The organism is Phyllobacterium sp. 0TCS1.6A (genome assembly GCF_026420825.1).
Lineage (GTDB): Bacteria > Pseudomonadota > Alphaproteobacteria > Rhizobiales > Rhizobiaceae > Phyllobacterium.
The window spans coordinates 442839-467168 of sequence record NZ_JAPMAB010000002.1; the positions used below are offsets into that span (position 1 = coordinate 442839).

General features: G+C 61.8%; 23 protein-coding genes. 9 read left to right on the plus strand and 14 right to left on the minus strand.

The features are described 5' to 3' along the window. Positions 1–59: 59 nt before the first annotated feature. The 5 genes from sucD to OSJ75_RS06365 form a co-directional block, all read right to left on the minus strand. Complete coding sequence (gene sucD, locus OSJ75_RS06345; protein ID WP_250016446.1) at positions 60–974, minus strand: succinate--CoA ligase subunit alpha; 915 nt, start codon at positions 972–974, stop codon at positions 60–62. Positions 975–977: 3 nt separating this feature from the next. Further along, positions 978–2174: an ADP-forming succinate--CoA ligase subunit beta gene (sucC, locus tag OSJ75_RS06350; protein WP_250016443.1), complete on the minus strand. Its 1197-nt coding sequence runs from the start codon at positions 2172–2174 to the stop codon at positions 978–980. Between the two features lie 70 nt (positions 2175–2244). Beyond that, the gene (gene mdh / locus OSJ75_RS06355; RefSeq protein ID WP_250016441.1) at positions 2245–3207 is read right to left on the minus strand and encodes a malate dehydrogenase; all 963 of its coding nucleotides are present in this window, start codon (positions 3205–3207) and stop codon (positions 2245–2247) included. Between the two features lie 349 nt (positions 3208–3556). After that, positions 3557–4726 carry a cell division protein ZapE gene (zapE, locus tag OSJ75_RS06360; RefSeq protein WP_267227280.1) on the minus strand — a complete coding sequence of 390 codons (1170 nt, stop codon included), beginning with the start codon at positions 4724–4726 and terminating at the stop codon, positions 3557–3559. Between the two features lie 97 nt (positions 4727–4823). Beyond that, complete coding sequence (locus OSJ75_RS06365) at positions 4824–5366, minus strand: protease inhibitor Inh/omp19 family protein (RefSeq protein ID WP_250016434.1); 543 nt, start codon at positions 5364–5366, stop codon at positions 4824–4826. A 334-nt stretch (positions 5367–5700) separates the two neighbouring features. Here OSJ75_RS06365 and OSJ75_RS06370 point away from each other — a divergent pair, with 334 nt between their 5' ends. The 5 genes from OSJ75_RS06370 (at position 5701) to OSJ75_RS06390 (ending at position 11017) form a co-directional block, all read left to right on the plus strand. Next, positions 5701–6507: a siderophore-interacting protein gene (locus tag OSJ75_RS06370; RefSeq protein ID WP_267227281.1), complete on the plus strand. Its 807-nt coding sequence runs from the start codon at positions 5701–5703 to the stop codon at positions 6505–6507. An 87-nt stretch (positions 6508–6594) separates the two neighbouring features. Further along, a complete protein-coding gene (gene dapF, locus OSJ75_RS06375) occupies positions 6595–7482 on the plus strand; it encodes a diaminopimelate epimerase (protein WP_267227282.1) in 888 nt (295 codons plus the stop codon). Continuing rightward, on the plus strand, positions 7482–8765 hold the full coding sequence (gene mtaB / locus OSJ75_RS06380; protein ID WP_267227283.1) for a tRNA (N(6)-L-threonylcarbamoyladenosine(37)-C(2))-methylthiotransferase MtaB: 1284 nt from the start codon (positions 7482–7484) through the stop codon (positions 8763–8765). The genes dapF and mtaB overlap by 1 nt, the downstream gene beginning before the upstream one ends. A 21-nt stretch (positions 8766–8786) precedes the next feature. Next, positions 8787–10358: a signal recognition particle-docking protein FtsY gene (gene ftsY, locus OSJ75_RS06385; RefSeq protein WP_267227284.1), complete on the plus strand. Its 1572-nt coding sequence runs from the start codon at positions 8787–8789 to the stop codon at positions 10356–10358. Further along, complete coding sequence (locus tag OSJ75_RS06390) at positions 10358–11017, plus strand: septation protein A (RefSeq protein ID WP_250016411.1); 660 nt, start codon at positions 10358–10360, stop codon at positions 11015–11017. The genes ftsY and OSJ75_RS06390 overlap by 1 nt, the downstream gene beginning before the upstream one ends. A 3-nt stretch (positions 11018–11020) precedes the next feature. Here OSJ75_RS06390 and OSJ75_RS06395 read toward each other — a convergent pair whose 3' ends face one another. From OSJ75_RS06395 to ccmA, 5 genes are all read right to left on the minus strand, one after another. Continuing rightward, positions 11021–11620, minus strand: coding sequence for a DsbE family thiol:disulfide interchange protein (locus tag OSJ75_RS06395; RefSeq protein WP_267227285.1), 600 nt, complete (start codon positions 11618–11620; stop codon positions 11021–11023). Next, entirely contained in the window at positions 11617–11793 is a 177-nt protein-coding gene (ccmD, locus tag OSJ75_RS06400; protein WP_323748428.1) for a heme exporter protein CcmD, read from the minus strand. The genes OSJ75_RS06395 and ccmD overlap by 4 nt, the downstream gene beginning before the upstream one ends. Next, positions 11790–12557, minus strand: a complete 768-nt coding sequence (locus tag OSJ75_RS06405; RefSeq protein ID WP_267227286.1) for a heme ABC transporter permease — start codon at positions 12555–12557, stop codon at positions 11790–11792. The genes ccmD and OSJ75_RS06405 overlap by 4 nt, the downstream gene beginning before the upstream one ends. A 112-nt stretch (positions 12558–12669) precedes the next feature. Beyond that, a complete protein-coding gene (gene ccmB, locus OSJ75_RS06410; RefSeq protein ID WP_250016402.1) occupies positions 12670–13332 on the minus strand; it encodes a heme exporter protein CcmB in 663 nt (220 codons plus the stop codon). Then, positions 13329–13958 carry a heme ABC exporter ATP-binding protein CcmA gene (ccmA, locus tag OSJ75_RS06415; protein WP_250017204.1) on the minus strand — a complete coding sequence of 210 codons (630 nt, stop codon included), beginning with the start codon at positions 13956–13958 and terminating at the stop codon, positions 13329–13331. The genes ccmB and ccmA overlap by 4 nt, the downstream gene beginning before the upstream one ends. 289 nt (positions 13959–14247) lie before the next feature. Here ccmA and acnA point away from each other — a divergent pair, with 289 nt between their 5' ends. From acnA to OSJ75_RS06430, 3 genes are all read left to right on the plus strand, one after another. Further along, positions 14248–16935 carry an aconitate hydratase AcnA gene (gene acnA, locus OSJ75_RS06420; RefSeq protein ID WP_267227287.1) on the plus strand — a complete coding sequence of 896 codons (2688 nt, stop codon included), beginning with the start codon at positions 14248–14250 and terminating at the stop codon, positions 16933–16935. Between the two features lie 226 nt (positions 16936–17161). Next, on the plus strand, positions 17162–17932 hold the full coding sequence (locus OSJ75_RS06425; protein WP_267227288.1) for a DUF1223 domain-containing protein: 771 nt from the start codon (positions 17162–17164) through the stop codon (positions 17930–17932). A 361-nt stretch (positions 17933–18293) separates the two neighbouring features. Then, positions 18294–18662 carry a DUF2794 domain-containing protein gene (locus OSJ75_RS06430; protein WP_250016396.1) on the plus strand — a complete coding sequence of 123 codons (369 nt, stop codon included), beginning with the start codon at positions 18294–18296 and terminating at the stop codon, positions 18660–18662. Here the strand turns inward: OSJ75_RS06430 and OSJ75_RS06435 are convergent, their stop codons facing one another. The 4 genes from OSJ75_RS06435 to OSJ75_RS06450 all read right to left on the minus strand — a co-directional run bounded on the left by OSJ75_RS06435 (position 18663) and on the right by OSJ75_RS06450 (position 23589). Further along, complete coding sequence (locus OSJ75_RS06435; RefSeq protein WP_250016393.1) at positions 18663–19208, minus strand: GNAT family N-acetyltransferase; 546 nt, start codon at positions 19206–19208, stop codon at positions 18663–18665. A 134-nt stretch (positions 19209–19342) separates the two neighbouring features. Further along, entirely contained in the window at positions 19343–20119 is a 777-nt protein-coding gene (locus OSJ75_RS06440) for a Bax inhibitor-1/YccA family protein (protein ID WP_267227289.1), read from the minus strand. 204 nt (positions 20120–20323) lie between these two features. After that, positions 20324–22888 (minus strand): ABC transporter permease, encoded by a 2565-nt coding sequence (locus OSJ75_RS06445; RefSeq protein WP_267227290.1) that lies wholly within the window; start codon positions 22886–22888, stop codon positions 20324–20326. Further along, a complete protein-coding gene (locus OSJ75_RS06450; RefSeq protein WP_267227291.1) occupies positions 22885–23589 on the minus strand; it encodes an ABC transporter ATP-binding protein in 705 nt (234 codons plus the stop codon). Before OSJ75_RS06450 ends, OSJ75_RS06445 begins: the two co-directional genes overlap by 4 nt. A 66-nt stretch (positions 23590–23655) precedes the next feature. Here OSJ75_RS06450 and OSJ75_RS06455 point away from each other — a divergent pair, with 66 nt between their 5' ends. Continuing rightward, on the plus strand, positions 23656–24321 hold the full coding sequence (locus OSJ75_RS06455) for an arylesterase (protein WP_267227292.1): 666 nt from the start codon (positions 23656–23658) through the stop codon (positions 24319–24321). Positions 24322–24330 lie beyond the last annotated feature (9 nt).

The following is a 24330-nucleotide window of genomic DNA, read 5'->3' on the forward strand; positions in this document are numbered from 1 at the left end:
GTGAGGGGCGCCTGTCGCCCCGTCACACTTCTCGTCTGTCAGGGCTTGCGCCCGTCGTCTCAGCCCTTGAGGACTTCGACCAGTGTCTTGCCAAGCTGCGCCGGCGAAGGCGATACGCGGATGCCCGCTGCCTCCATGGCCGCGATCTTGTCTTCCGCGCCACCCTTGCCGCCGGAAATGACGGCGCCGGCATGGCCCATGGTGCGGCCGGGAGGCGCCGTGCGGCCAGCGATGAAGCCTGCCATCGGCTTCTTGCGGCCGCGCTTCGCCTCGTCGGCGAGGAACTGCGCCGCTTCTTCTTCGGCCGAGCCGCCGATCTCGCCGATCATGATGATCGACTTGGTTTCGTCGTCGGCGAGGAACATTTCGAGCACATCGATAAATTCCGTACCCTTCACCGGATCGCCGCCGATACCGACGGCCGTCGTCTGGCCAAGGCCTTCATTCGTCGTCTGGAACACAGCTTCATAGGTAAGCGTCCCCGAGCGGGATACAACACCCACGGAACCCTTCTTGAAGATATTGCCCGGCATGATGCCGATCTTGCATTCCTCCGGCGTCAGGACGCCCGGGCAGTTCGGCCCGATCAGGCGGGAGCTCGACCGGTCGAGACGCGCCTTGACGCGAACCATGTCCAGCACCGGGATGCCCTCGGTGATGCAGATGATCAGCGGGATTTCCGCTTCGATCGCCTCGATGATCGCTTCGGCGGCGCCTGCCGGCGGCACATAGATGACGGAGGCATTGGCGCCAGTCCGGTCCTTGCCTTCCGCGACGGTAGCAAAGATCGGAAGCTGGGCGCCGGAGCCGGTCGGCAACTGCCCTTCCCACGTCTCGCCACCCTTTTTCGGATGGATGCCGCCAACCATCTGCGTGCCGTAATAGGCAAGCGCCTGTTCGGTGTGGAAAGTTCCGGTCTTGCCCGTAAGGCCCTGAACGAGAACTTTGGTGTCTTTGTTGACGAGAATAGACATGCCTTAGCTTCCCTTCACTGCCTTGACGATCTTCTGGGCGGCGTCATCGAGATCATCGGCGGAAACGACGTTGAGGCCGCTCTCATTGATGATCTTCTTTCCGAGTTCCGCATTGGTGCCCTCGAGGCGCACCACCAGCGGAACCTTCAGGCCCACTTCCTTGACGGCCGCGATCACGCCTTCGGCGATCACGTCGCATTTCATGATGCCGCCGAAAATATTGATCAGGATGCCTTCGACGGCAGGGTCTGCCGTGATGATCTTGAAGGCCGCCGTCACCTTCTCCTTGCTGGCGCCGCCGCCAACGTCGAGGAAGTTCGCAGGCTCGGCGCCGTAGAGCTTGATGATGTCCATGGTCGCCATGGCAAGTCCGGCGCCATTGACCATGCAGCCGATATTGCCGTCGAGCGCGACATAGGCGAGATCGTACTTGGAAGCTTCGATCTCCTTGTCGTCCTCCTCGGTCGTGTCGCGCAGTTCGACGACGTCCGGGTGGCGGAACAGCGCATTGCCGTCGAACGATACTTTCGCATCGAGGACGCGCAGGCGGCCATTGGTCATCACGATGAGCGGATTGACCTCGAGCAGGCTCATGTCCTTCTCGGTGAAGGCCTTGTAGAGGATCGGGAACAGCGTTTCGCCGTCCGTGCGCGCTTCGCCGGTCAGCCCGTAGGCGTCGCAGATCTTGGCGGCATCCTCTGCCGTCACGCCCTTTTCGGGATCGATGGCAACGGTGACGATCTTCTCCGGCGTATCGTGGGCGACAGCCTCGATATCCATGCCGCCCTCGGTCGAAACCACGAAGGAAGGCCTGCCGACTGCGCGATCGACGAGGATCGACAGATAGAGTTCACGATCGATATCGGCGCCGTCCTCGATGTAGAGGCGGTTTACCTGCTTCCCGGCCGGGCCGGTCTGCTTGGTCACCAACGTATTGCCGAGCATTTCCCTGGCATTGGCGACGACATCCTCCACGGATTTCGCGAGGCGTACGCCACCCTTGGCATCCGGGCCGAGTTCCTTGAACTTGCCCTTGCCGCGGCCACCAGCATGAATCTGGCTCTTGACGACATAGAGCGGCCCGGGAAGGGTCTTGGCCCATTCTTCCGCCTGCTCGACCGAGTAGACGGCAACGCCATTGGCAATCGGCGCACCGAAGGTGTGCAGCAGACGCTTGGCCTGATATTCGTGAATGTTCATATGGTAGTTCCTCTACGAATAATCCGAAGCGGATTGGCGCCGGATCGTTTCAGAATTGTCCCTGGCAGAATTACTTGAGGTTCGGCGCGATATTGACGCATGCTTCGCAGAGCCCGGCGACCGACGCCACGGAGGCCTCGAACTGCTTCTGCTCCGTCTTGTTCAGGTCGATCTCGATGACGCGCTCGACACCGCCTGCACCGATGACCACCGGCACGCCGACATACATGTCCTTGACGCCATACTGGCCGGACAGATGCGCGGCGACAGGAAGAACGCGCTTCTTGTCCTTCAGATAGGCCTCGGCCATCTGGATCGCCGAAGAAGCCGGCGCGTAAAAGGCGGAGCCGGTCTTGAGCAGGCCAACGATCTCCGCGCCGCCATCACGCGTACGCTGGATGATCTGGTCGAGCTTTTCCTGGCTCGTCCAGCCCATCTTGACGAGATCCGGCAGCGGAATGCCGGCAACCGTGGAATAGCGGGCCAGCGGCACCATCGAATCGCCATGGCCGCCGAGAACGAATGCCGTGACGTCTTCCACCGAGACCTTGAACTCATCGGCGAGGAAATAGCGGAACCGCGCGCTGTCGAGCACGCCGGCCATGCCGACGACCATGTTCTTGGGCAGGCCGGAGAACTTCTGCAGGGCCCATACCATGGCGTCCAGCGGATTGGTGATGCAGATGACGAAGGCGTTCGGTGCATATTTCTTGATGCCGGCGCCGACCTGTTCCATGACCTTCAGGTTGATGCCGAGAAGGTCGTCGCGGCTCATGCCGGGCTTGCGGGGCACGCCGGCCGTCACGATGACGACATCCGCGCCTTCGATGGCGGAATATTCATTGGCGCCGACAAGCTTGGCGTCGAAATCATCAACCGGCGAAGACTGGGCGATGTCCAGCCCCTTACCCTGAGGCACACCTTCTGCGATATCGAACAGGACAATGTCACCGAGCTCCTTGAGCCCGATCAGATGTGCGAGCGTGCCACCGATCATACCTGAACCGATGAGGGCGATTTTGTTACGTGCCATTCTGATTGCTTCCTTGATCTGAAGTCTTGACGGACGCCAAAGGACGGTATCAAGAATGCCATAGGCAACTTGTCACCATATGCCCCTGCGTTGGGACGTTCGAATATGCCTCTTTCAAAAATAACTCAACCGAAAATTTTCAGCCCAATTATTTCAATCGTTTAGATTTGATGGGATTTACGTAAACGTAAGAGATTTTTACGTTTCCACGACAAAACTCAGCTTCATTCTGGCCCTGAACCATGTCAGCTTTATGAAGAAATGCCGGATTTGCGGCCGCGTCTTCCGCCCTTGCTTTTGCCGTCGGGCTCGTGCGCGATACCAGTTGGCGCCACCGTCGGCAGAGGCTTCAACCGGGCTGCTGCTCCGCCCCGGCCGCGCCCTGCAGATACTCCTCGCTCTGCATTTCGAACAGGCGGGAGGCAGTGCGATCGAATTCGAACGCCTCGGTGCCACTTTTTGCGCTGTAAAGCTTGTCGGGAGCCTCGGCGGCGGTGATGACCACATGCACATGCTGGTCATAGAGGATATCGACGAGAATGATGAACCGCTTGGCCTCGTTGCGGCGCGCATGATCGAGCACCGGCACGCCATCGATGAAAATCGTCTTGTAGCGTTCGACGATCGCCGCATAATCGCTGGCCCCGAGCGGCTTGGAGCAGAGATCGGCGAAGGAAAAGCGCGCCGCGCCGCGCACCGCACGCGGTATCGTCACGGTCCGGCCCTTGACGGTCACATGGTCTTCCGCGACGTCCGCACCTTCTGCCACGGCATTCCACGCTTTTTCCATCTTGCGGGAAGTCTCGTCGTTCAGCGGATGCAGATAGACCGGCATGCGATTGAGCTTCTCGAGCCTGTAGTCGGTGCGGGCATCGAGATCGACCACGTCGACGTGCTGCTTGAGAATATCCACGAAAGGAAGAAACAACTGGCGGTTCAGGCCGTCGCGATAGAGATTGTCCGGCTGGACGTTGGATGTCGCGACCAGTACCACGCCTCGTTCGAACAGCGCGCGGAACAGGCGCGAGAGGATCATCGCATCGGCTATATCCGTCACCGTGAATTCATCGAAGCACAGCACCCAGGCCTGGTTGGCGAGTGCGTCTGCGACGGGAGGAATCGGATCGTCCTGCTTGGTTTCGCCGTTTTTGAGCGCCTGCCGATGGGCATTGATGCGCTCATGGACATCGGCCATGAAATCGAGGAAATGCGCCCGCCGCTTGCGCTTCACCGGCACGAGCTCATGGAACATGTCCATGAGCATGGTCTTGCCGCGGCCGACTTCGCCATGGACGTAAAGCCCCTTGATGGTCTCGTGGCGGGGCGAACGGCGGCTGAACAACCAGCCGAGCGCGCTGGATTTCGTCGCCACCCGCCGGGTCGCGACATCGGAAATGAGCTTGTCGAACCGTGCCGCCAGCGCTCTTTGCGCAGGATCGGCGGTGATGTCTCCCGCTTGCGCAAGCGCGTCGTAGCGCTCGCGCACGGAAGGATAAAGCTTCAGATTGTCATGCGACATGCTGGTAGCACCTCAGGCGTGCGGTCTGCCCGGAATCTAACGAAACGGGCGCTCCGGCCCCTGCCGCCAAAGTGAGGCGTATTTCAATTCCACCGCACTAGCGCGAAAGGCTCAGATTCTGGCCGCCCGACGTCTGCCCGTCGAAGCGGGATCCGCCGGAGGAGTAGAGCCGCGCCACGGTGCCGCCGGCTGCATCGTAAAGTACGAGCTGCTTGCCGCTGACCGACCAGGAGGAGAGATTGGCAAGTTCGCCCGGGCAACGCAGCGGACCGGCGCGATAGCCCTGGCCGAATTTCGTCTGCGGCGTGGCGATCTTGCAGCTCTGGCCACCCATCGAGGCGTTCCAGACGCCGGCAACGCTGCTGGCGGTGATGTCCGGCGCATTTTCCGGCGGCAAGGCTGCGACCTGCGTGCCAGGCTGGGCGCCGCCGGGTGCTGCCGCGGCGCCGGTCGTCGGCGCGGTCGGAAACTGGCCAGGAGGCGGAAGTTGGCTCTGGCTGACCGAACCGGATGGCGCCGGCTGCAAGGGCGCCGGGGCTGACGGCATGCCCTGCGAATCGTCCACCCGCGAGCTCTGGCATCCCGCCAGAACGACGCCAACGGCTGCGATCGCAAGCAAATTGACTTTTAAAGTCCCCATAACCTCAGTTCTCCATCTGCATAGTCTTAAAGTCTGGAACGTGATTCCGGTCGATCCGGCCGATACAATGCGATCCAAGCGAATTTCTCAACCCGGGCGGGCGGAGAAAGCGGTCGTTTGCAGGCCTTGGGGCCATTAGAACCGCGATAAACGGCGCTACCATGGCAATATCGTCACAGTCGCAGCCGGCAAATCGCGCATCGGCCCCCTTCTCGTTAACGACAATAAACCCGTCAAGGTGAATAAAGTATTAGTGACCGCCCGGCAGCACGCGACTGCCGTTTCCAGCCATGAGCGCCGTTGACTTGCAGCCACAGAGGTATATTTGTTGAACATGACACTCATGAATAAATCTCCCCAACGCATCCGCCATGAAACCCGCCTGCGCATATTGGAAGTGGTCTCGGTTCGGCCGGTGACCCCGCTCATGCTTCGCATCACGCTCGGCGGCGATGATCTCGAAGGCTTCGCCAGTCCCGGCCATGGCGACCATATCAAGGTGTTCTTCCCTCAGGCCGGTGAGGACATCATCGTTCCGGTCCTCGGTCCGGAAGGACTGACTTTCCCGGCAGGCGTCCCTCGCCCGGAGATGCGGGATTATACGCCGCGCTACCATGATCCGCGGCGGCGGACATTGGACGTCGATTTCGTGCTTCACGGCGACGGACCCGCCTCCACCTGGGCAGCACAGGCAAGGGTCGGACAAAAGATCGTGATTGGCGGGCCGCGCGGGTCGCTCATCGTACCCGACGATTTCGACTGGTATCTGCTGGCGGGCGACGAAACGGCGCTTCCGGCGATCGGTCGGCGGCTGGAGGAACTGCCATCGACGGCGCGGGCGATCGCCTTTATCGAAGTGGCCGGCAAGGACGAGGAGCAGGTCATCCGGTCCAGCGCGTCGGTCGACATCCATTGGCTGCACCGCGACGGGCAGGAGCCCGGCAATAACGGCTTGCTGCTCGACGCGATCAAGGCGGCCGAGCTTCCCGATGGCGATTGCTATGCGTTCATTGCCGGCGAAAGCAGCATGTCGAAAGCCGTAAGGGCGCATCTCGTGAGCGAGCGCAGCTTCAAGGACGAATGGATCAAGGCGGCCGGATACTGGCTGCGCGGCGTTGCCGATGCGCATGAGCCGCATTGATCGGCCTGCCTGGTCCTCGGGACTGGCAATTTCGCAGCTTTTCCGCCATATAGTGCCCGAAAGCCCTACAAAGCAGGATCCGGCACGATGGCAATGCGCGCAGCCTTTGCGAAAATGAACGGTCTCGGCAACGAAATCATCGTTGCCGATATGCGCGGTCGCGCCGATCGTATCACGCCGCGCGCTGCAATCGCGCTGAACGGCGATCCGGCGACGAAGTTCGATCAGATCATGGCGATATACGGTTCTCGCACGGCCGGAACCGACGCCTATGTCGAGATCATCAATTCCGATGGCACGATGGCCCAGGCCTGCGGCAATGGCATGCGTTGCGTGGTGCAGGTTCTTGCAACCGAGACGGAACGGCGCGAATTCACCTTTGAGACGATCGCCGGGATCTTGACCGCGCGCGAGCACGCCGACGGGCAGATTTCGGTCGATATGGGGATGCCCCGCTTCGACTGGCAGGAAATACCGCTGGCTGAACCCTTTGATGATACGCGCAGCATCGAATTGCAGATCGGGCCGATAGATGCCCCGGTCCTTCACTCCCCCTCGGCAGTCAGCATGGGCAATCCGCATGCGATATTCTGGGTCGAGGACGACGTCTGGACCTATGATCTGGAGAAATTCGGTCCCCTGCTCGAAAACCACCCGGTCTTTCCGGAGCGCGCCAACATCTCGATCGCGCATGTAACGAGCCGCAATGCCATAACCCTGCGCACCTGGGAGCGCGGCGCCGGACTGACGCGCGCCTGCGGCTCCGCGGCCTGCGCCGCGGCGGTAGCAGCCGCCAGAACCGACCGGACGGAGCGCGCCGTCACGGTCACCGTCCCCGGCGGGCCACTGATCATCGAATGGTTGGAGGACGACCATGTCCTGATGACCGGGCCGGCCGAATGGGAGTTTGCCGGTGAATTCGATCCCGAAACCGGAGCCTGGCAGCGCGATGGCGCCGCGCTTGGAGCAGCGTGATGGCAGTCGACGTCGTCACATTCGGGTGCAGGCTGAACACCTACGAATCGGAGGTCATGAAGCGCGAAGCCGACGCCGCCGGCCTTGGTGCGCTGAAGGATGGCGCCATCATCTTCAACACATGCGCTGTCACGAGCGAGGCCGTCCGCCAGGCTCGGCAGGCCATACGCAAGGCCAGGCGTGACAATCCCGAGGCACGCATCATCGTCACCGGCTGCGCTGCGCAGACCGAGGCCGACGATTTTGCCGCCATGGAGGAAGTCGATCTCGTTCTCGGCAATGAAGAGAAACTGAAATCCAATTCCTACCGGATGCTGCCGGATTTCGGCGTCAACCAGTTCGAAAAGGTCCGCGTCAACGACATCATGGAGGTGCGCGAGACCGCATCGCACATGGTGGACGCCATCGAGGGCCGCGCGCGTGCCTTCGTCCAGGTGCAGAATGGCTGCGACCATCGCTGCACGTTCTGCATCATCCCCTATGGCCGCGGAAATTCGCGCTCGGTGCCGATGGGCGGCGTGGTCGATCAGGTCAAGCGGCTGGTCGGCAATGGCTATCGCGAGGTCGTGCTGACGGGCGTGGACATGACCAGCTACGGGCCCGACCTTCCGGGCTCCCTGCGGCTGGGAAAACTGGTGAAGACGGTGCTGAAGGAAGTGCCCGATCTCGAACGGCTGCGGCTTTCCTCCATCGACTCGATCGAGACCGACGAAGACCTCATGGAGGCCATCGCCAATGAGCATCGGCTGATGCCGCATCTGCATCTGTCGCTGCAATCCGGCGACAACATGATATTGAAGCGGATGAAACGGCGTCATCTTCGCGAGGATTCGATCGAATTCTGCCATGCGGTACGGGCATTGCGTCCCGACATCGTATTCGGCGCCGATATCATTGCGGGCTTCCCGACCGAGACGGATGAAATGTTCGAGAACTCCATCGGCATCGTCGAGGAATGCGGCCTCACCCACCTGCACGTATTCCCCTTCAGTCCGCGCAAGGGCACGCCTGCGGCCCGTATGCCGCAAGTCGACCGCCGGGCCGTGAAGGAGCGTGCAGCGCGCCTGCGGGCGGCCGGGGACAGGGCCTATGCGAACCATCTCGACACATTGGTGGGGACCAGGCAGAAGATACTTGTCGAACGCGAAGGCATTGGCCGCACAGCGGGTTTCACTCTCGCAGGCATCGATACGGGCGTCGCGGGAACGATCGTCGAACGGCTTGTGACCGGCCATGATGGCGACAAACTTCTGACCGCTGCCCAAGACCTTCGCGCAGCATAATAACGAGAAAAAACGGCATTCATGGCTCTCGGTTTCATCAAGAAGATATTCTCTTTCGGCAAGAAAGAGGTCGAAGAAATCCCCGAAGAGGCGGTGCTCGCCGAATGGGAGCCCGAGGCCGGTTCCACGCCGGTCGAAAGCCTGGAGCCGCAGCCCGCCGCGGTGGCCGTCGAGCCTGAGCCGGAGGCTTCGCCCGAGGCGATCGCTCCCGAACCCGAGCCAGAGCCGGACGAGCCGGAGATCCTGCCGGAATCGCAGCCTGTCGTCGAGGAGCCGATTGAGCTTCCCGAGCCCGAGGATAGCGAACCCGTTGCGGCAGAAGCGAAGCACGAAGCGGATTCGGCACCGGAACCCGCCCCCAAACCCTCCATTGTCCCGGAATCGCCACCGCCCCCGGTAGAAACAGCCGCGCCGGAACCGGACATCCCGGCAAGCGCAGCGGATGAAGAGTCCCACCAGCCCCAGGCCCAGCCCGAACAGGACGAGCAACCGGCACGCCTTGAAGAGGCGGCGCCCGAGCCACCCGCGCCAGAGCCAGAGCCCGTCGAACAGCCTCCATTGCCGCAGCCGGTAAAGCCCGTCTCGCCCAAGGCAACAGGATCGCCCAAGGTAACGGTGGCCAAGACCGTCGAGGCCAAGCGCGAGGAAGAGCCGGCGCCCGCACCGGCGGAAAAGCGGCTCTCGTGGTTCGAACGCCTGCGCAAGGGCCTGTCGCGCTCCTCGCAGCAGCTTGGCGACTCCATTGGCGGGATATTCACGCGGCGCAAGCTCGATGAGGATACGCTGCAGGACCTCGAAGATGTCCTGATCCAGGCCGATCTCGGCATGGAGACGGCGATCCGCATCACCGGCGCCCTGAGTGCGACACGCTACGGCAAGGATATCGGCACCGACGAGGTGCGCACGATCATGGCGAGTGAAATCGAAAAGGTGCTGGCGCCGGTGGCACAGCCGCTCGAGCTCGATCTCTCGCACAAGCCGCACGTCATCCTTGTCGTCGGCGTCAACGGTACGGGCAAGACCACGACGATCGGCAAGCTTGCGGCGAAACTGACCGCGGGCGGACTCAATGTCATGCTGGCGGCAGGCGACACGTTCCGCGCGGCCGCCATCGAGCAATTGCATATCTGGGGCCAGCGCACCGGCTCGCCCGTCGTTTCATCGAAGCTCGGCGCGGATGCGGCCGGCCTGGCATTCGACGCCTGGCAGCAGGCGAAGGAAGCGGGCAGCGACGTGCTCATCATCGATACCGCCGGCCGCCTGCAGAACCGGGCGGAACTGATGGACGAACTGGCAAAGATCGTGCGCGTGCTCGGCAAGCATGATCCGGAAGCGCCGCATACAGTGCTGCAGACGCTCGATGCCACCACCGGCCAGAACGCGCTGAACCAGGTCGAGATCTTCCGCAATGTCGCCGGCGTCAACGGCCTGGTCATGACCAAGCTCGACGGCACCGCCAGAGGCGGCATCCTGGTTGCCATTTCCGCGAAGCATAAATTGCCCGTATATTTCATTGGCGTCGGCGAACAGGTCGATGATCTCGAGCCTTTCGCGGCGCAGGATTTCGCCAAGGCCATTGCAGGAGTTGCATGATGGAAGAATCGGTATTCGAACGCGATCCGTCCGATCCCGCACACAAGCAGATCAATCCGCTGGTGAAGCTGGTGCTGGAACTCGGCCCGCTGATGGTCTTCTTCTTTGCCAATGCCCGCGGCGAATGGCTGATAGAGCGCGTTCCCGCGCTGGCCGCCATCGGCGGACCCATTTTCCTGGCAACCGCCGCCTTCATGGCGGCGACCGCCATAGCCTTGCTGGCATCATGGATTCTCATCCGCAGCCTGCCGATCATGCCGCTCGTATCCGGTATCGTGGTGCTGGTTTTCGGCGCGCTGACGCTCTGGCTGCACAATGAGACATTCATCAAGATGAAGCCGACGATCGTGAACACGCTTTTCGGCGTCATCCTCCTGGGCGGGCTCTATTTCGGCAAGGCGCTGCTCGGCTATGTCTTCGATAGCGCCTTCAAGCTCGATGCCGAAGGCTGGCGCAAGCTCACCATGCGCTGGGGCGTGTTCTTCCTCTTCCTCGCGATCCTGAACGAGGTTGTCTGGCGCAGCTTTTCGACCGATTTCTGGGTGGCGTTCAAGGTCTGGGGCACCATGCCCATCACGCTCCTGTTCACATTCGCGCAAATGCCGCTGATCATGAAACACGCGGCGGATCAGCCGGCAACGGGCGACAAGGCCGGCTGATACTCAATTGGCCTTCAGCGCCGCCTCGATGGCCGGCATGAGTTCGGCCGCGATGCTCCGTTCGGTGAACGGCCCGACATGCTTGTAGAGGATGGTGCCGTCGGGCCCGACGAGGAAGGTCTCCGGCACACCATAGACGCCCCATTCTATTGCGGCGCGGCCATCCGTATCGGCTCCCACCGCGGCGAAGGGGTTGCCCAGTTCTCCAAGGAAACTCGCGGCGTTCTCCGCCTTGTCCTTGTAGTTAAGTCCAATGAGCGTGATCCGCTCGTCGCCTGCGAGCCGCATCAGGAACGGATGCTCCGCCCGGCAGGGCACGCACCATGAACCGAAGACGTTGACCAGGGTGATCTTGCCCTTGAAGGCGGCGGGATCGATACCGGGCAGCGGCGATCCGTTCTTCGTCAACCCCGGAACCGGCGCCAGCGACACATTGGGTGCGGGCTTGCCGATCAAGGCGGACGGAATGACCGATTCATCCCGGCCCGACGCGAGCTGCAATGCGAAGATCGCGGCAAGAAGCCCAAAGATGATGAGTGGGAGCAAGGCGACGAAAAGCCTGCGCCGCCGTGCGGGCACTTGCACTGATTGCTGCTCGGTCACGATTTCTTGTCCGCCTTGGATTCGGAGCGACGGCGCACGCCGCGCGACTCCAGATCGCGCATGGCGCGCTTCTGGATGCGCTGGTCGAGCACTATCCAGCCAACAAGCCCGGCAAGCGCCAGGGCAGCGGCGGCATAGGAGGCGGCGACGAAAGCTGTATGGCTGTCCATCATTCTGCCGGCCCCCGTTCGGCACCGCGCGCGGCGATCCGGCGCATGGCGGTGATGCGGCGGCGCCAGATCTCGTTGCGCATCGCCATCATATGCAGCGTGAAGAAAAGCAGGGTGAAGCCGAGCGCCATCACCAGCAGGGGCCGCAGCATCGAACCATCGATCGTCGAGCCGCCCGCCCGCAGGACCGAGGCGGGCTGATGCAGCGTGTTCCACCAGTCCACCGAGAACTTGATGATCGGGATATTGATGAACCCGACCAGCGTGATGATGGCTGTCGCCCGCGCCGCCTTGGCTGCGTCGTCCATGGCCCGGTTGAGTGCGATGATGCCGAGATACATCAGGAACAGGACGAAAACCGAGGTCAGCCGCGCATCCCAGACCCACCATGTTCCCCACATCGGCTTGCCCCAGAGCGAGCCGGTGATGAGAGCAAGCGCCGTGAAGACGGCGCCGATCGGCGCGGCCGCCTTGGCGGATACATCGGCGAGCGGATGCCGCCACACCAGCGTTCCAAGCGCGGCCAGCGTCATGATCGTGTAGCACATCATCGACAGCCAGGCGAAAGGCACGTGGATGAACATGATCTTGACCGTCGATCCCTGCTGGTAGTCGTCCGGTGCCTGAAACGACATCCAAAGCCCGGCCAGAAGCGCGAGTGTGGACAGGCCTGCCAGCCATGGCAACAATCTTCCCGCCAGGTCGAGGAACCTGGTCGGGTTTGCAATGTCTACCCATCTTCCCGATCGAGACGCCGCACTATTCATGCTTCTTCCTTGTCCGTGCCCAGCGGATTTCAACAATGGCGCTTCCCTATGGATCGCTCCCCGACCGACAATACGCCAATTGCGCGGCTTGCGGTCAATAGGGCATGGTGCCTCAATCAGCGGAACCCCGCAGCGCCGCGGCTGACGCTATCGGTCCCAATACTGCGAAGAACAACGTGATTGCGGCAAGGATGAGGAAGGGCGGCAGAAATGCCGCCGACGCATCCATGGCACCATAGGCGGCCGATACGCCGAAGATCAGCACCGGAATCGTCAGCGGCAATATGATGATGGATACGAGCAGACCGCCGCGCGGCAGGGCGACGGCAACGGCAGCGCCAACGGCGCCGATGAAAGTGATTGCCGGCGTCCCCACCAGGAGCGTAAGGGTCGTCGCTCCGATGGCTTTTGGCTCCATGTTCATGAAAAGCCCGAGCAGCGGCGCTGCGAGCACGAGCGGCAGCACGCTGACGAACCAATGGGCGAGACACTTCACCAGGACCGTCACCGGCAACAGATGACGGTCCGCCATGATGAGCAGGTCGAGCGAGCCGTCGTCGCGGTCGGCCTGGAACAGCCTGTCGAGCCCGAGCAGACTGGCGAGCAAGGCGCCGATCCACAGCATCGCGCCGCCGATGCGCGCCAGAAGCTTCAGGTCCGGGCCGACCGCGAATGGCACGATGGCGATGACGGCCAGGAAGAACAGGACGGCCACCAGCGCACCGCCACCGGCGCGCAGGCCCAACCGGACATCGCGAACAAAGAGCGCCATCATGATGCGTGCTGCTCCGCGCCAAGCCTGATCTCGCGCGATTTGCCAAGCTGCAAGGGTAGATGAGTCGCGGCGACGATAAGACCGCCATCGCCAAGGTGATCGCGCATCAACTGGCCGAAGCGCTGTTCCGACTGGCTGTCGAGACTGGAGGTCGGCTCGTCGAGCAACCAGAGCGGGCGATGGACCACGAGGAGCCGGGCGATGCTGGCGCGCCGCTTCTGCCCGGCGGAAAGATAGCTGAAGGGGAGATCATCGATCCCGGCCAGGCCGACCGCATCCAGTGCGTCGTCGATCGATCGCCGCCCTCTCCCCGGTCCAGCGCCGCCGAATTGCCGCCAGAATTCGAGATTCTCCCGCAGCGTCAGCGCCGGCTTCATGGCATTGAGGTGCCCGATATAATGCGCGGCATCGGCTATCGACCCGTATTCGTCGCCCAGCGCCTCCATTTGCAGACTGCCCTCGGACGGCGGCAACAGGCCGGCGATGATTCGCAGCAGCGTCGATTTGCCGGAGCCGTTCAGCCCTGTCACCAACAACGCCTCGCCCGCCGCAACGGAGAAACCAAGACCGGAAAACAGCACCTCGCCATTCCGCTCACCCCCGAGATTTTCGGCGACCAATCGCATCAACAACCCGCTTTTCCGCGCTCCGCGGCCATGCAGGATCATTTCGCCGCAGGGCCGCATTTTTGCCCTTTGCCGGTCTGGCACAAATTGAGGAAAAACTCTATATAGCTCTCAACCATGCCAGCGGTCGGCGTGGAAACAATTTTGGCCGATCTCGGCGCAGATGCCTTCAGGCTTCTGCCGCGGGACGGACAGCGGAAATGACTGCACCCGCACCTTTGGCGCGTCCTTGACACGCAGCGGAAGGCGTTCGTCCCGGGTTAGGCCGCAGCATAAGGACGAACGAGAAATGTCTCAGATCGACAGTTTCAATTGCCGTAAAACCCTTGTCGTGGGGGACAAGGAATATGTTTATTTCAGTTTGACCGAAGCCGAGAAGAATGGCCTCGAAGGCGTCTCGGCCCTGCCGTTTTCCATGAAGGTCCTGCTCGAGAACCTGCTTCGCTTCGAAGACAATCGCTCGGTCTTCAAGAAGGACATCGAGAACGTTGCGAAGTGGCTGGTCGACCGCGGCCGCGCCGGCGCAGAAATCGCCTATCGCCCGGCGCGCGTGCTCATGCAGGACTTCACCGGCGTTCCGGCTGTCGTGGATCTTGCAGCGATGCGCGACGCCATGGTCAATCTCGGCGGCGACCCCGAAAAGATCAATCCGCTGGTGCCTGTCGATCTCGTCATCGACCATTCGGTCATCGTCGACGAATTCGGCAATCCCCAGGCGTTCAAGCGCAATGTCGACCTCGAATATGAGCGCAATGGCGAGCGCTATCGCTTCCTGAAATGGGGCCAGCAGGCGTTCAAGAACTTCCGCGTCGTGCCTCCGGGCACCGGCATCTGCCACCAGGTCAATCTGGAATATCTGGCGCAGGGCGTCTGGACCAAGGAAGAGGACGGCGTCACCTACGCCTATCCCGATACTTGCGTCGGCACCGATTCGCACACGACGATGGTCAATGGCCTTGGCGTCCTCGGCTGGGGCGTCGGCGGCATCGAGGCCGAAGCCTCCATGCTGGGCCAGCCAGTCTCCATGCTGCTTCCCGAAGTCATCGGCTTCCGCCTGACCGGCAAGGTGAAGGAGGGCGTGACCGCAACCGACCTCGTCCTGACCGTCGTGCAGATGCTGCGCAAGAAGGGTGTCGTCGGCAAGTTCGTCGAGTTCTTCGGACCCGGCCTTGAAAGCATGACGCTCGCCGACCGGGCGACGATCGGCAATATGGGCCCGGAATATGGCGCAACCTGCGGCTTCTTCCCGATCGACAGCGAAACCATCAACTACATGAATATTTCCGGCCGCGACGAGGAGCGTCTTGCCCTCGTGGAAGCCTATTCCCGCGCCCAGGGCATGTGGCGCGAGCCCGGCTCGCCTGATCCGGTATTCACCGACACGCTGGAACTCGATCTTGGCACGGTCGTTCCGTCGATGGCCGGCCCGAAGCGTCCGGAAGGCCGTATCGCGCTGGAAGGCATCGCCTCGGGTTTCCGTGAATCGCTGCAGAAGGAATACAAGAAGACCGAGCAGCTCGATGCACGCTACGCCGTCGAAGGCGAGAATTTCGATCTCGGCCATGGCGATGTCGCCATTGCCGCCATCACCTCCTGCACCAATACGTCCAATCCGAGCGTGCTGATCGCGGCCGGCCTTCTCGCCCGCAACGCCGCGGCGCGCGGCTTGAAGTCGAAGCCTTGGGTGAAGACGTCGCTCGCGCCCGGTTCGCAGGTCGTTGCCGCCTATCTGGAGAATGCCGGCCTGCAGAAGGAGCTCGACAAGCTCGGCTTCAATCTGGTCGGCTTCGGTTGCACCACCTGCATCGGCAATTCCGGACCGCTTCCGGGGCCGATCTCCAAGACGATCAATGAAAAGGGCCTGATCGCCGCTGCCGTTCTCTCCGGCAACCGCAATTTCGAAGGTCGCGTTTCCCCGGATGTGCAGGCCAACTACCTTGCATCCCCGCCGCTCGTCGTTGCCTATGCGCTGGCGGGCACGGTGACGAAGGACCTGACCACCGAGCCGCTGGGCGAAGATCCGAACGGCCAGCCGGTCTATCTCAAGGATATCTGGCCTTCCTCGCACGAAATCCAGGAATTCATCACCAAGAACGTCACGCGCACGCTGTTTGCGTCGAAATATGCGGATGTGTTCAAGGGTGACGAGAACTGGCAGAACGTCAATGTGCCGGCAGGGCAGACCTATGCCTGGGACGACAATTCGACCTATGTGCAGAACCCGCCCTACTTCGTCGGCATGGGCAAGACGCCTGGAACCGTCAACGATATCAAGGGCGCCCGCATTTTGGGTCTCTTCGGCGACAAGATAACGACCGATCACATCTCCCCGGCGGGTTCGATCAAGGCGGCTTCTCCTGCCGGCCAGTACCTGACCGAGCATGGCGTGGCGCCGGTGGATTTCAACCAGTATGGCACGAGGCGCGGCAATCATGAGGTGATGATGCGTGGCACCTTCGCCAATATCCGCATACGCAACCACATGCTCGGCGAGAGCGGCCGCGAGGGTGGCTACACGATCCACTATCCCTCGAAGGAAGAAATGCCGATCTACGACGCCGCGATGGATTATCGCCGCGAGAACGTTCCGCTGGTGATCTTCGCCGGTGTGGAATATGGCAACGGCTCCTCACGCGACTGGGCGGCGAAGGGCACCAACCTGCTCGGCGTCCGCGCCGTGATCGCGCAGTCGTTCGAGCGCATCCATCGTTCGAACCTCGTCGGCATGGGCATCGTTCCCTTCGTCCTCGAGGATGGCACCAGCTGGCAGTCCCTGGGGCTCAAGGGCGACGAGATGGTTTCCATCGAAGGCCTCGCCTCCATCCAGCCGCGCCAGAAGACCGTTGCCACGGTCACCTTTGCCGATGGTACGGTGAAAGAGGTTCCGCTGATCTGCCGCATCGATACGATCGATGAGCTGGAATATCTGAAGAATGGCGGCATTCTTCAATATGTCCTGCGCGATCTGGCCGCCTGACGCCACAAAACAAGCCTTGATATGGAAGGGCCGTCGGGCTACCGGCGGCCCTTTTCCATTGCCCGTCCCATTCGTTTCGACAGGCTCATTTCCCACTGACCGCGCAATGGCATATTCGTGAACAAATTCACCTCAAAGTGACTTCCCCTTGATGCACGCGGCTCTTATCAATCTTCTGGCAATAAATGACTGCCAGATTTGCATTTTTGAGAGAAAGCATGCCGCCTTGCCTCTGCGCATCACGTCAATCCTGGTCCTGATCGGCTCGCCACTTCTGGCTGCTGCGGTCTATGTGCTGCCGGTCTGCGCGCAGGACAGCGGGAAGCGGCCGGACGGCGTGGTCGAACTCTATACGTCGCAGGGTTGCGGCTCGTGCCCGCCGGCCGATGCAGTCCTCAAGGAACTGGCGCGCGAAGGCAACGTCGTCGCCCTCGCCTTTCATGTCGATTACTGGGATTACCGCGGCTGGACGGATACGCTCGCCTTGCCGGAGAACACCGAACGGCAGAACGAGTATCGCCAGACGCTCGGTCTCAACGGCGTTTATACGCCGCAGGCCATCCTGAACGGTCGCGAGCACGTCAACGGGCAGGATGGTGACAAGATCCGTCGCCGCATTGCCGAGATGAAGCAGAATACCTCGGGGCTGACGGTCCCGGTCACACTGTCGAAGACGCCGAAGAAGCGCCTGCTCATCGATATCGGCCAGGGGGCCGTCACGCCGAACCCGGTGCGGGTCCTGCTCGCCTATTTCGACAAGGAGAGCGTGGTTTCCATTCCCGATGGCGAGAATACCGGCCGGCAGGTGAGCTACGCCAACAGCGTGCGCGCCATGGAAACTGTCGGCATGTGGGACGGAAACGCCCAGAAGATCGAGATTCCCTGGAGCGAGATCGCCAGCAAGAAGGCGTCGGGCTGCGCCGTCCTGCTGCAGGAAGTTCTGGGGGAAGACAAGCCGGGGCCGATCATCGGCGCGTCGATCCTGGTCAAGCCCTGACCAAACAAAAACAGGCCGGATGAATCCGGCCTGAGCTATTGGGGCATGTTGCCAGCGCAAACTGATCGAGGCCGGTCCATGGGCGGGGGCTTGGGGTAATGAACCGGCAAGATCAGCTGCACATCGGCAACATGCGAGCGATCGTCGTTTTGGAATCGGGCGCGAGTGCGTTTTTCGGATGGCGAAAATGTGACGGACCATCACCATTCTCTTCAGCACGTATTGCTTCGTGAAAGATTCAGCTGTCGGAGACACTGATAAAACCGGGTGAGTACCGACAACAAAGCTTGAAAAACGTCGCCGATGAGGCCACCCTATTGTCATCCAGGTGTCACACGAGAGATCCGAAGGTGCATGATTGATGGATAGCAGCGCGGGCGGCGGCGAATCGCAACAGGCGAAACTGATACCCCTCAACCGCCAGAGCGACCTTCCCGTCACGTTCAACCGCCGCGAACTGGACCAGATCCTGCGGGTCTATGGCTTCATGGTGTCAGCCGGCGAATGGCGCGACTATGCGATCGACCATCTGAGCGACCGCGCAATATTCTCCATTTTCCGGCGTACCAGCGAAATGCCGATGTTCCGCATCGAGAAGAATCCCAGGCTGACACGCAAACAGGGCGCCTATAGCGTCATCGCGGCAAGCGGCCATATCCTCAAGCGCGGCCATGAACTCGATCGCGTGCTGCGCATATTCGACAAGAGCCTGAGTATCGTCAGGAGCTGATCATTGCAGAGGCGGCTTGTCCGGCAGGGACTCCGAGCCGCCATTCATCTCCAGCTGCATCAGCACCGTATCGAGCCAGCGACCATGTTTGAACCCCGAGGCGCGGATCGTGCCCGAATGTTCGAAGCCGAGCTTGCTATGGAGCCTTACCGAGGCGGATCCGGGATGTCCGTCACCGATCACGGCGATGAACTGGCGGAAGCCGAGGGCGGTGCAATCGGCTATCAGGCGCTCGAGCAGGACTTTCCCCAGCCCCTTTCCCTTCGCCTCCGGCGCGATATAGATCGAATCCTCCACCGTCCACCAATAGGCTGGCCGGGCGCGGAAATAGCTCGCATAGGCATAGCCGATGACAGCGTCGCCCTGCACCGCCACGACATAGGGAAAGCCGCTGCTGGTGATCGCATGGAACCGCGACGTCATTTCGTCGAGGCTCGGCGGATCGATCTCGTAGGTGGCAGTGCCGTTCAGCACCGCGTCACGGTAGATGTCGGTGATTGCACTGAGGTCGGCAGGCTGGGCCGGGCGGATGGTGATATCGGACATGATGTTGGCTTGCACTTGGAGAACAGTCTGGTTTTTCATGCACTGCTTTGCAATCAAGTCAAAGGATTTTCCCGTGCGGGTAACAAAAAAGGGCGGCTCGAAAGCCGCCCTTTTCGCATCGATTCAAACAGCCGCTATTCCCGATTGCCGAGGAACTGGAGCAGGAACATGAACATGTTGACGAAGTCGAGATAGAGCCGAAGCGCACCCATGATCGCCTTGCGGCCATAGGAATCGGCGTCGTCGCCTTCGAAGTACATTTCCTTGATCTGCTGCGTGTCATAGGCAGTCAGGCCAGCGAAGACCAGAACGCCGATCGCCGAGATCGCGAACTGCAGGGCGCTGGACTGAAGGAAGATATTGACCACCGAAGCAAGGATGATGCCGATGACGCCCATGAACAGGAACGAGCTGAAACCTGAAAGATCGCGCTTCGTGGTGTAGCCATAGAGCGAGAGGGCACCGAAGGATGCCGCGGTGATGAAGAACGTCTGGACGATGCTTCCGGTGGTGAACACCAGGAAGACCGATGACAGCGAAGCGCCGACGAGTGCTGCATATACCCAGAATGTGGCCTGCGCTGCCGCGACGCTCATCGACTGGATACGGAAGCTCAGGAAGAACACCGCAGCCAGGGGAGCGAGCATGACGACCCATTTCAGCGGCGAGACGAAGAATGTGACGCCGAAGCTGGTCAGCATCTTGCCGTTGCCCAGTGTCGCTGCCGCGAGACTTGGATCGTTGGTCGTCGTCATGTAGACGAGCGCCAATGCGGCGAGGCCGGTCACGGCAAGACCGACCGCCATCAGATTGTAGACTTTCAACATGTAGCTGCGAAGACCCTGGTCGATCTCCGCGTCCACACGCACTCCGGCCGTCGTACGAGCCTGGATGTTGCGATAGTCAGCCATGGTTTTTCCTCATTTGCTACGTCCCGTCGTGGTGTCGGGAACGATTCCCGGGCGCCGCTGGCGGGACCCCAGCATGCCTATCGGAATTATGGTGATTCAATTGGTCTTGCACAAGTAGCGATCCACTCAACAAAGCGTGCCAGGGCCTGAATCCGGCAAAATGCGCCGATTATTGCGAAGATTTAACCGAGTAACGCCGCCAAATCAGAGATTGCGCAATATTGGCGCCGCCTTCTGGCCCAATATCCTCCAGGTGCCGGCGAGGCCGAAACCGACGGTGAGCACCAGCGCGACCACCACGGTCAGTACCGCGACCTGCGGCTGGAACCAGGCCGGCATGGTCATGACCCTGACGACGACGTACCAGGCGGCGACGCCGCCGGCGACCAGCGCGAAGACGGCAGTTGCAAGGCCGAGCATGACATATTCGAGGGTGAAGGCCTTCACGAGCGTGCGCCGGGTAGCGCCAAGGGTCTTGAGCACCACGGCATCATGCACCCGTGCCCGATTGCCTGCCGCCAGCGCGCCGCCCAGCACCAGGATGGAAGCGATCAGCGCTACAGATGCGGCCGCCCGGATGGCGACGGCCAGCTGTCCCACCAGTTCATTGGCGATGGTGATCGCATCCTTCACCCGAACCGACGTTACGGCGGGGTAGGCGCGCGTTACGTCACGCATCAATGCCGCTTCGGAACTCGTCGAGGCCGATGGATCGGTGAGTGTCGCCAGCCATGCGTGCGGCGCGCCGGCGAACGTGTTGGGCGAGAACACCATGACGAAATTGATGGCGAGCGACTCCCATTGCAGCTGCCGCAGATTGGCTATGCGCGCCGTTACGTTACGCCCAAGGACATTGACCGTGACGGTGTCGCCGATCTTCAAACCGAGATTGGTCGCTTCCTCGGCCGAGAACGAAACCAGCGGCTCGCCCTTGTAGTCTTCCGGCCACCATTGGCCCTCGGTCAGCGTGGAGTTTTCCGGGACTGTGCGCGCATGGGTGATACCACGGTCGCCGCGCAGGACCCAGGCGCCCTCGGGCGGTATGGTCAGTTTCGTCACGTCCGTACCGTTGAGCGCCACGATCCGGCCGCGCAGCATCGGTGCGCTGACGATCTTCGCTTCCGGCGCACTGCGTTGCAGCAGGTCCTTGAACGCATCCACTTCCCTGCTCTGAATATCCACGAAGAAGAAGTTCGGCGCCCGTTCCGGCAGATTGCCCGCAAGCTGATGGCGCAGGCTTCCGTCGATAAGCGCCAGGGACACGAGCAAAGTGAGCCCGAGGCCGAGTGACAGCACCACCGATGGCGTCAGGGCGCCGGGGCGGTGAATATTGCCGACGGCTAGCCGCAGCGCCGTCGAGCGCATGCGCGGCGCGCGCCGCGCCAGCCATTGAACGCCGGCCGAGACACCGCGCAAGACGATGAAAGACGCGGCGACCGCGCCGACGAACACCGTCGCAATGCGTCGGTCGAAGGCGAAATAGATGGCGAGACCGCCGAGGATGGCAATCAGCAGCGCGGCGAGGACGATGTAGATGGCCTTGGGCCAGCCGCGCTGGTCGAAGCCCTGCTCTCGAAAGAGTGCCGTCGCCGGCACGTCCCTTGCGCGGCCAAGCGGCAGGATGGCGAATGCCAGCGTCGTCAGCAGGCCGAAGAGGCCGGCCCAGACCAGGGCTCCAGGGTAGAACCCGCCCTCGCCAGCGATCGGCAATACGCTCTTGAGTGCAAAGCCCGCCGCATAGGGTATGATCGCGGCGATGGCGATGCCAATGGCAATGCCCAGCAGCGCGATGATGAGTATCTGAAGCAGGTAGACCGCGATCACGAACCAGCCGGGGGCGCCGAGCGACTTGAAGGTCGCAATGACCCCGCGCTTTGCGTCGAGATAGGCACGGACGGCATTGGCGACGCCGACACCACCGACAATGAGCGCGGTCAGGCCGACCAGCGTCAGGAACTGCGAGAATCGTTCCACGTTTGCCGCGAGCGACGGCGCCGCGTTCAGGCGGCTGCGGATGGCCCAGCCCGCCTCGGGAAACAGCTTTTGCGCCTCGTCCCTGATCGAAGTCAGGACCTCCTCGCTGGAGCCAGCGGGCAGGGCGATCTTGTAATCATGCTCGACGAGGCTTCCCGGCCGCACGAGGCCCGCCGCCGCCAGGCCGTCGCGCGACACCATGAAACGTGGCGCGAAGCCGAAGCCGTCGGAAAGGACGTCCGGTTCGCTCCTGATGATGGAACGCAGTTCGAACGTGGCGCCGCCCAGCATCACCCGGTCGCCGAGCTTGAGATGAAGGCGCTCGAGGAATATCTCCGCCACGGCCGCGCCGAACGCCCCATTCGTCTCGCCGAACAGGGCAGAATGGTCGAGCGGCGGCGCTACCTCCAGCCTGCCGTAGAGCGGATAGGCCTCGTCGACGGCCTTGACCTCCACCAGCGACTGGTCGGAGCCGTCGGTGAGCCGCGCCATGGAGCGCATGCCGGCGCTCACGGCGAGTCGTCCCTTGCTCTCCAGGAACGCTCTTTCCGCCGAGGTCACTTCCCGCTGGTTGAGCTGGAAGCGCATGTCGGCGCCGAGGATTGTCTGCCCCTGGGTGGATATTCCGGCCGTTATCGAATGCGCGACCGAGTTGACGCCGCCGATTGCCGCAACGCCAAGCGCGATACAGGCAAGGAATATATAGAAACCCGAAAGTCCGCTGCGCATTTCGCGCAAGGCGAAGCGCAGGGCAAGCAGCAGCGACGGCCCGGCACCGGAGCGCGCGCTGCTCATGCGGTTCTCGCCAGTTCGGGCTTGCCTTCGTCGGCCTCGATGATCCCCGACCTGACGCGGATTTCGCGCTCGCAGCGGGCGGCGAGGCTCGCATCATGGGTGACGAGCACGAGCGTCAGCCCAAGCTCCCTCTGCTTTTCGAACAGGAGGTCGGCGATCTGTTTGCCCGTCGTACTGTCGAGATTGCCGGTCGGCTCGTCGGCGATGAGTATTTTGGGCGACGGCGCAAGAGCCCGCGCGATGGCGACCCGCTGCTGTTCGCCGCCGGATAGTTCGCCCGGATAATGCATGGTGCGATCTGCGAGCCCGACGGCCGCAAGCATGCGCCCGGCAGTGGCGAAGGCGTCGCTTTTTCCCGCCAGTTCGAGCGGAACCGCGACGTTTTCCAGCGCCGTCATGTTGGGAATGAGATGAAACGACTGGAAGACGATGCCGATATTCCTGCCGCGAAACGCCGCGGTCGCATCTTCGTTCAGCTTCTCCAGCCGCTCGCCGGCGATTTCGACGGAGCCCGAATCCACCCGCTCCAGCCCGGCCAGCACCATCAGCAAGGTGGATTTGCCCGAGCCGGACGGTCCGACGATACCCACCGACTGGCCCGCCTCGATATCAAGCGACACACCTTTCAGCACATGGACGGCGGAAGCGCCGGCGCCGAGAGTCAATTCAATGTGATCGAGCTTGATAATCGATTTCGTCACGAAAACATTTCCTTTGCGATAAGGTCGGGCCGGCTAAGCCAGCCGAACTGATATGGGTGCCGTGAAATGAGATTCAAACTCTTCGTTGAATTGTTGCTCGCCTTTGGCCTTGTTGCCTCGCCGTCCCTGTCCCTGGCGAATCAAAATACCGTGTCCGGCGAGGCCGTCAGCGTGGTCGGATTTGGCGATAGCCTCATGTCCGGTTTCGAGTTGCCGCCGCAGGATTCCTTCCCGGCGCAATTGGAGAAGGCCCTGAAGGACAAGGGGATCAAGGCAAGTGTCGCCAATGCCGGCGTTGCCGGCGAGACGACGACGGATGCCGTCAACCGGCTGGACTGGTCGGTGCCCGAAGATACCGACATGGTCATCCTGGAATTCGGCGCGAATGACGCCCTGCGCGGCATTTCCCCGGACCTCAGCGAAAAGAACCTGTCGGACATCATCGAGAAGCTTCAGCAGCGGGGTGTGACTGTCATTCTCGCCGGCATGCTGGCGCCACCCAATATGGGGGCCGATTACGAAGCGAAGTTCAATGCGATCTACCCCCGGCTGGCGCAGAAATACAATGTTCCGCTCTATCCGTTCTTTCTCGACGGGGTGGCGGCAGAGAGAACGCTCCAGCTCGAAGACGGGATGCACCCCAATGCGAAAGGCGTTGCCGAGATGGTCGAGCGGTTTCTGCCTATCATGGAAAAGACCCTTGCCGCCAAGTCGGGGAACGCATCGCAATAGGCCGGCGGG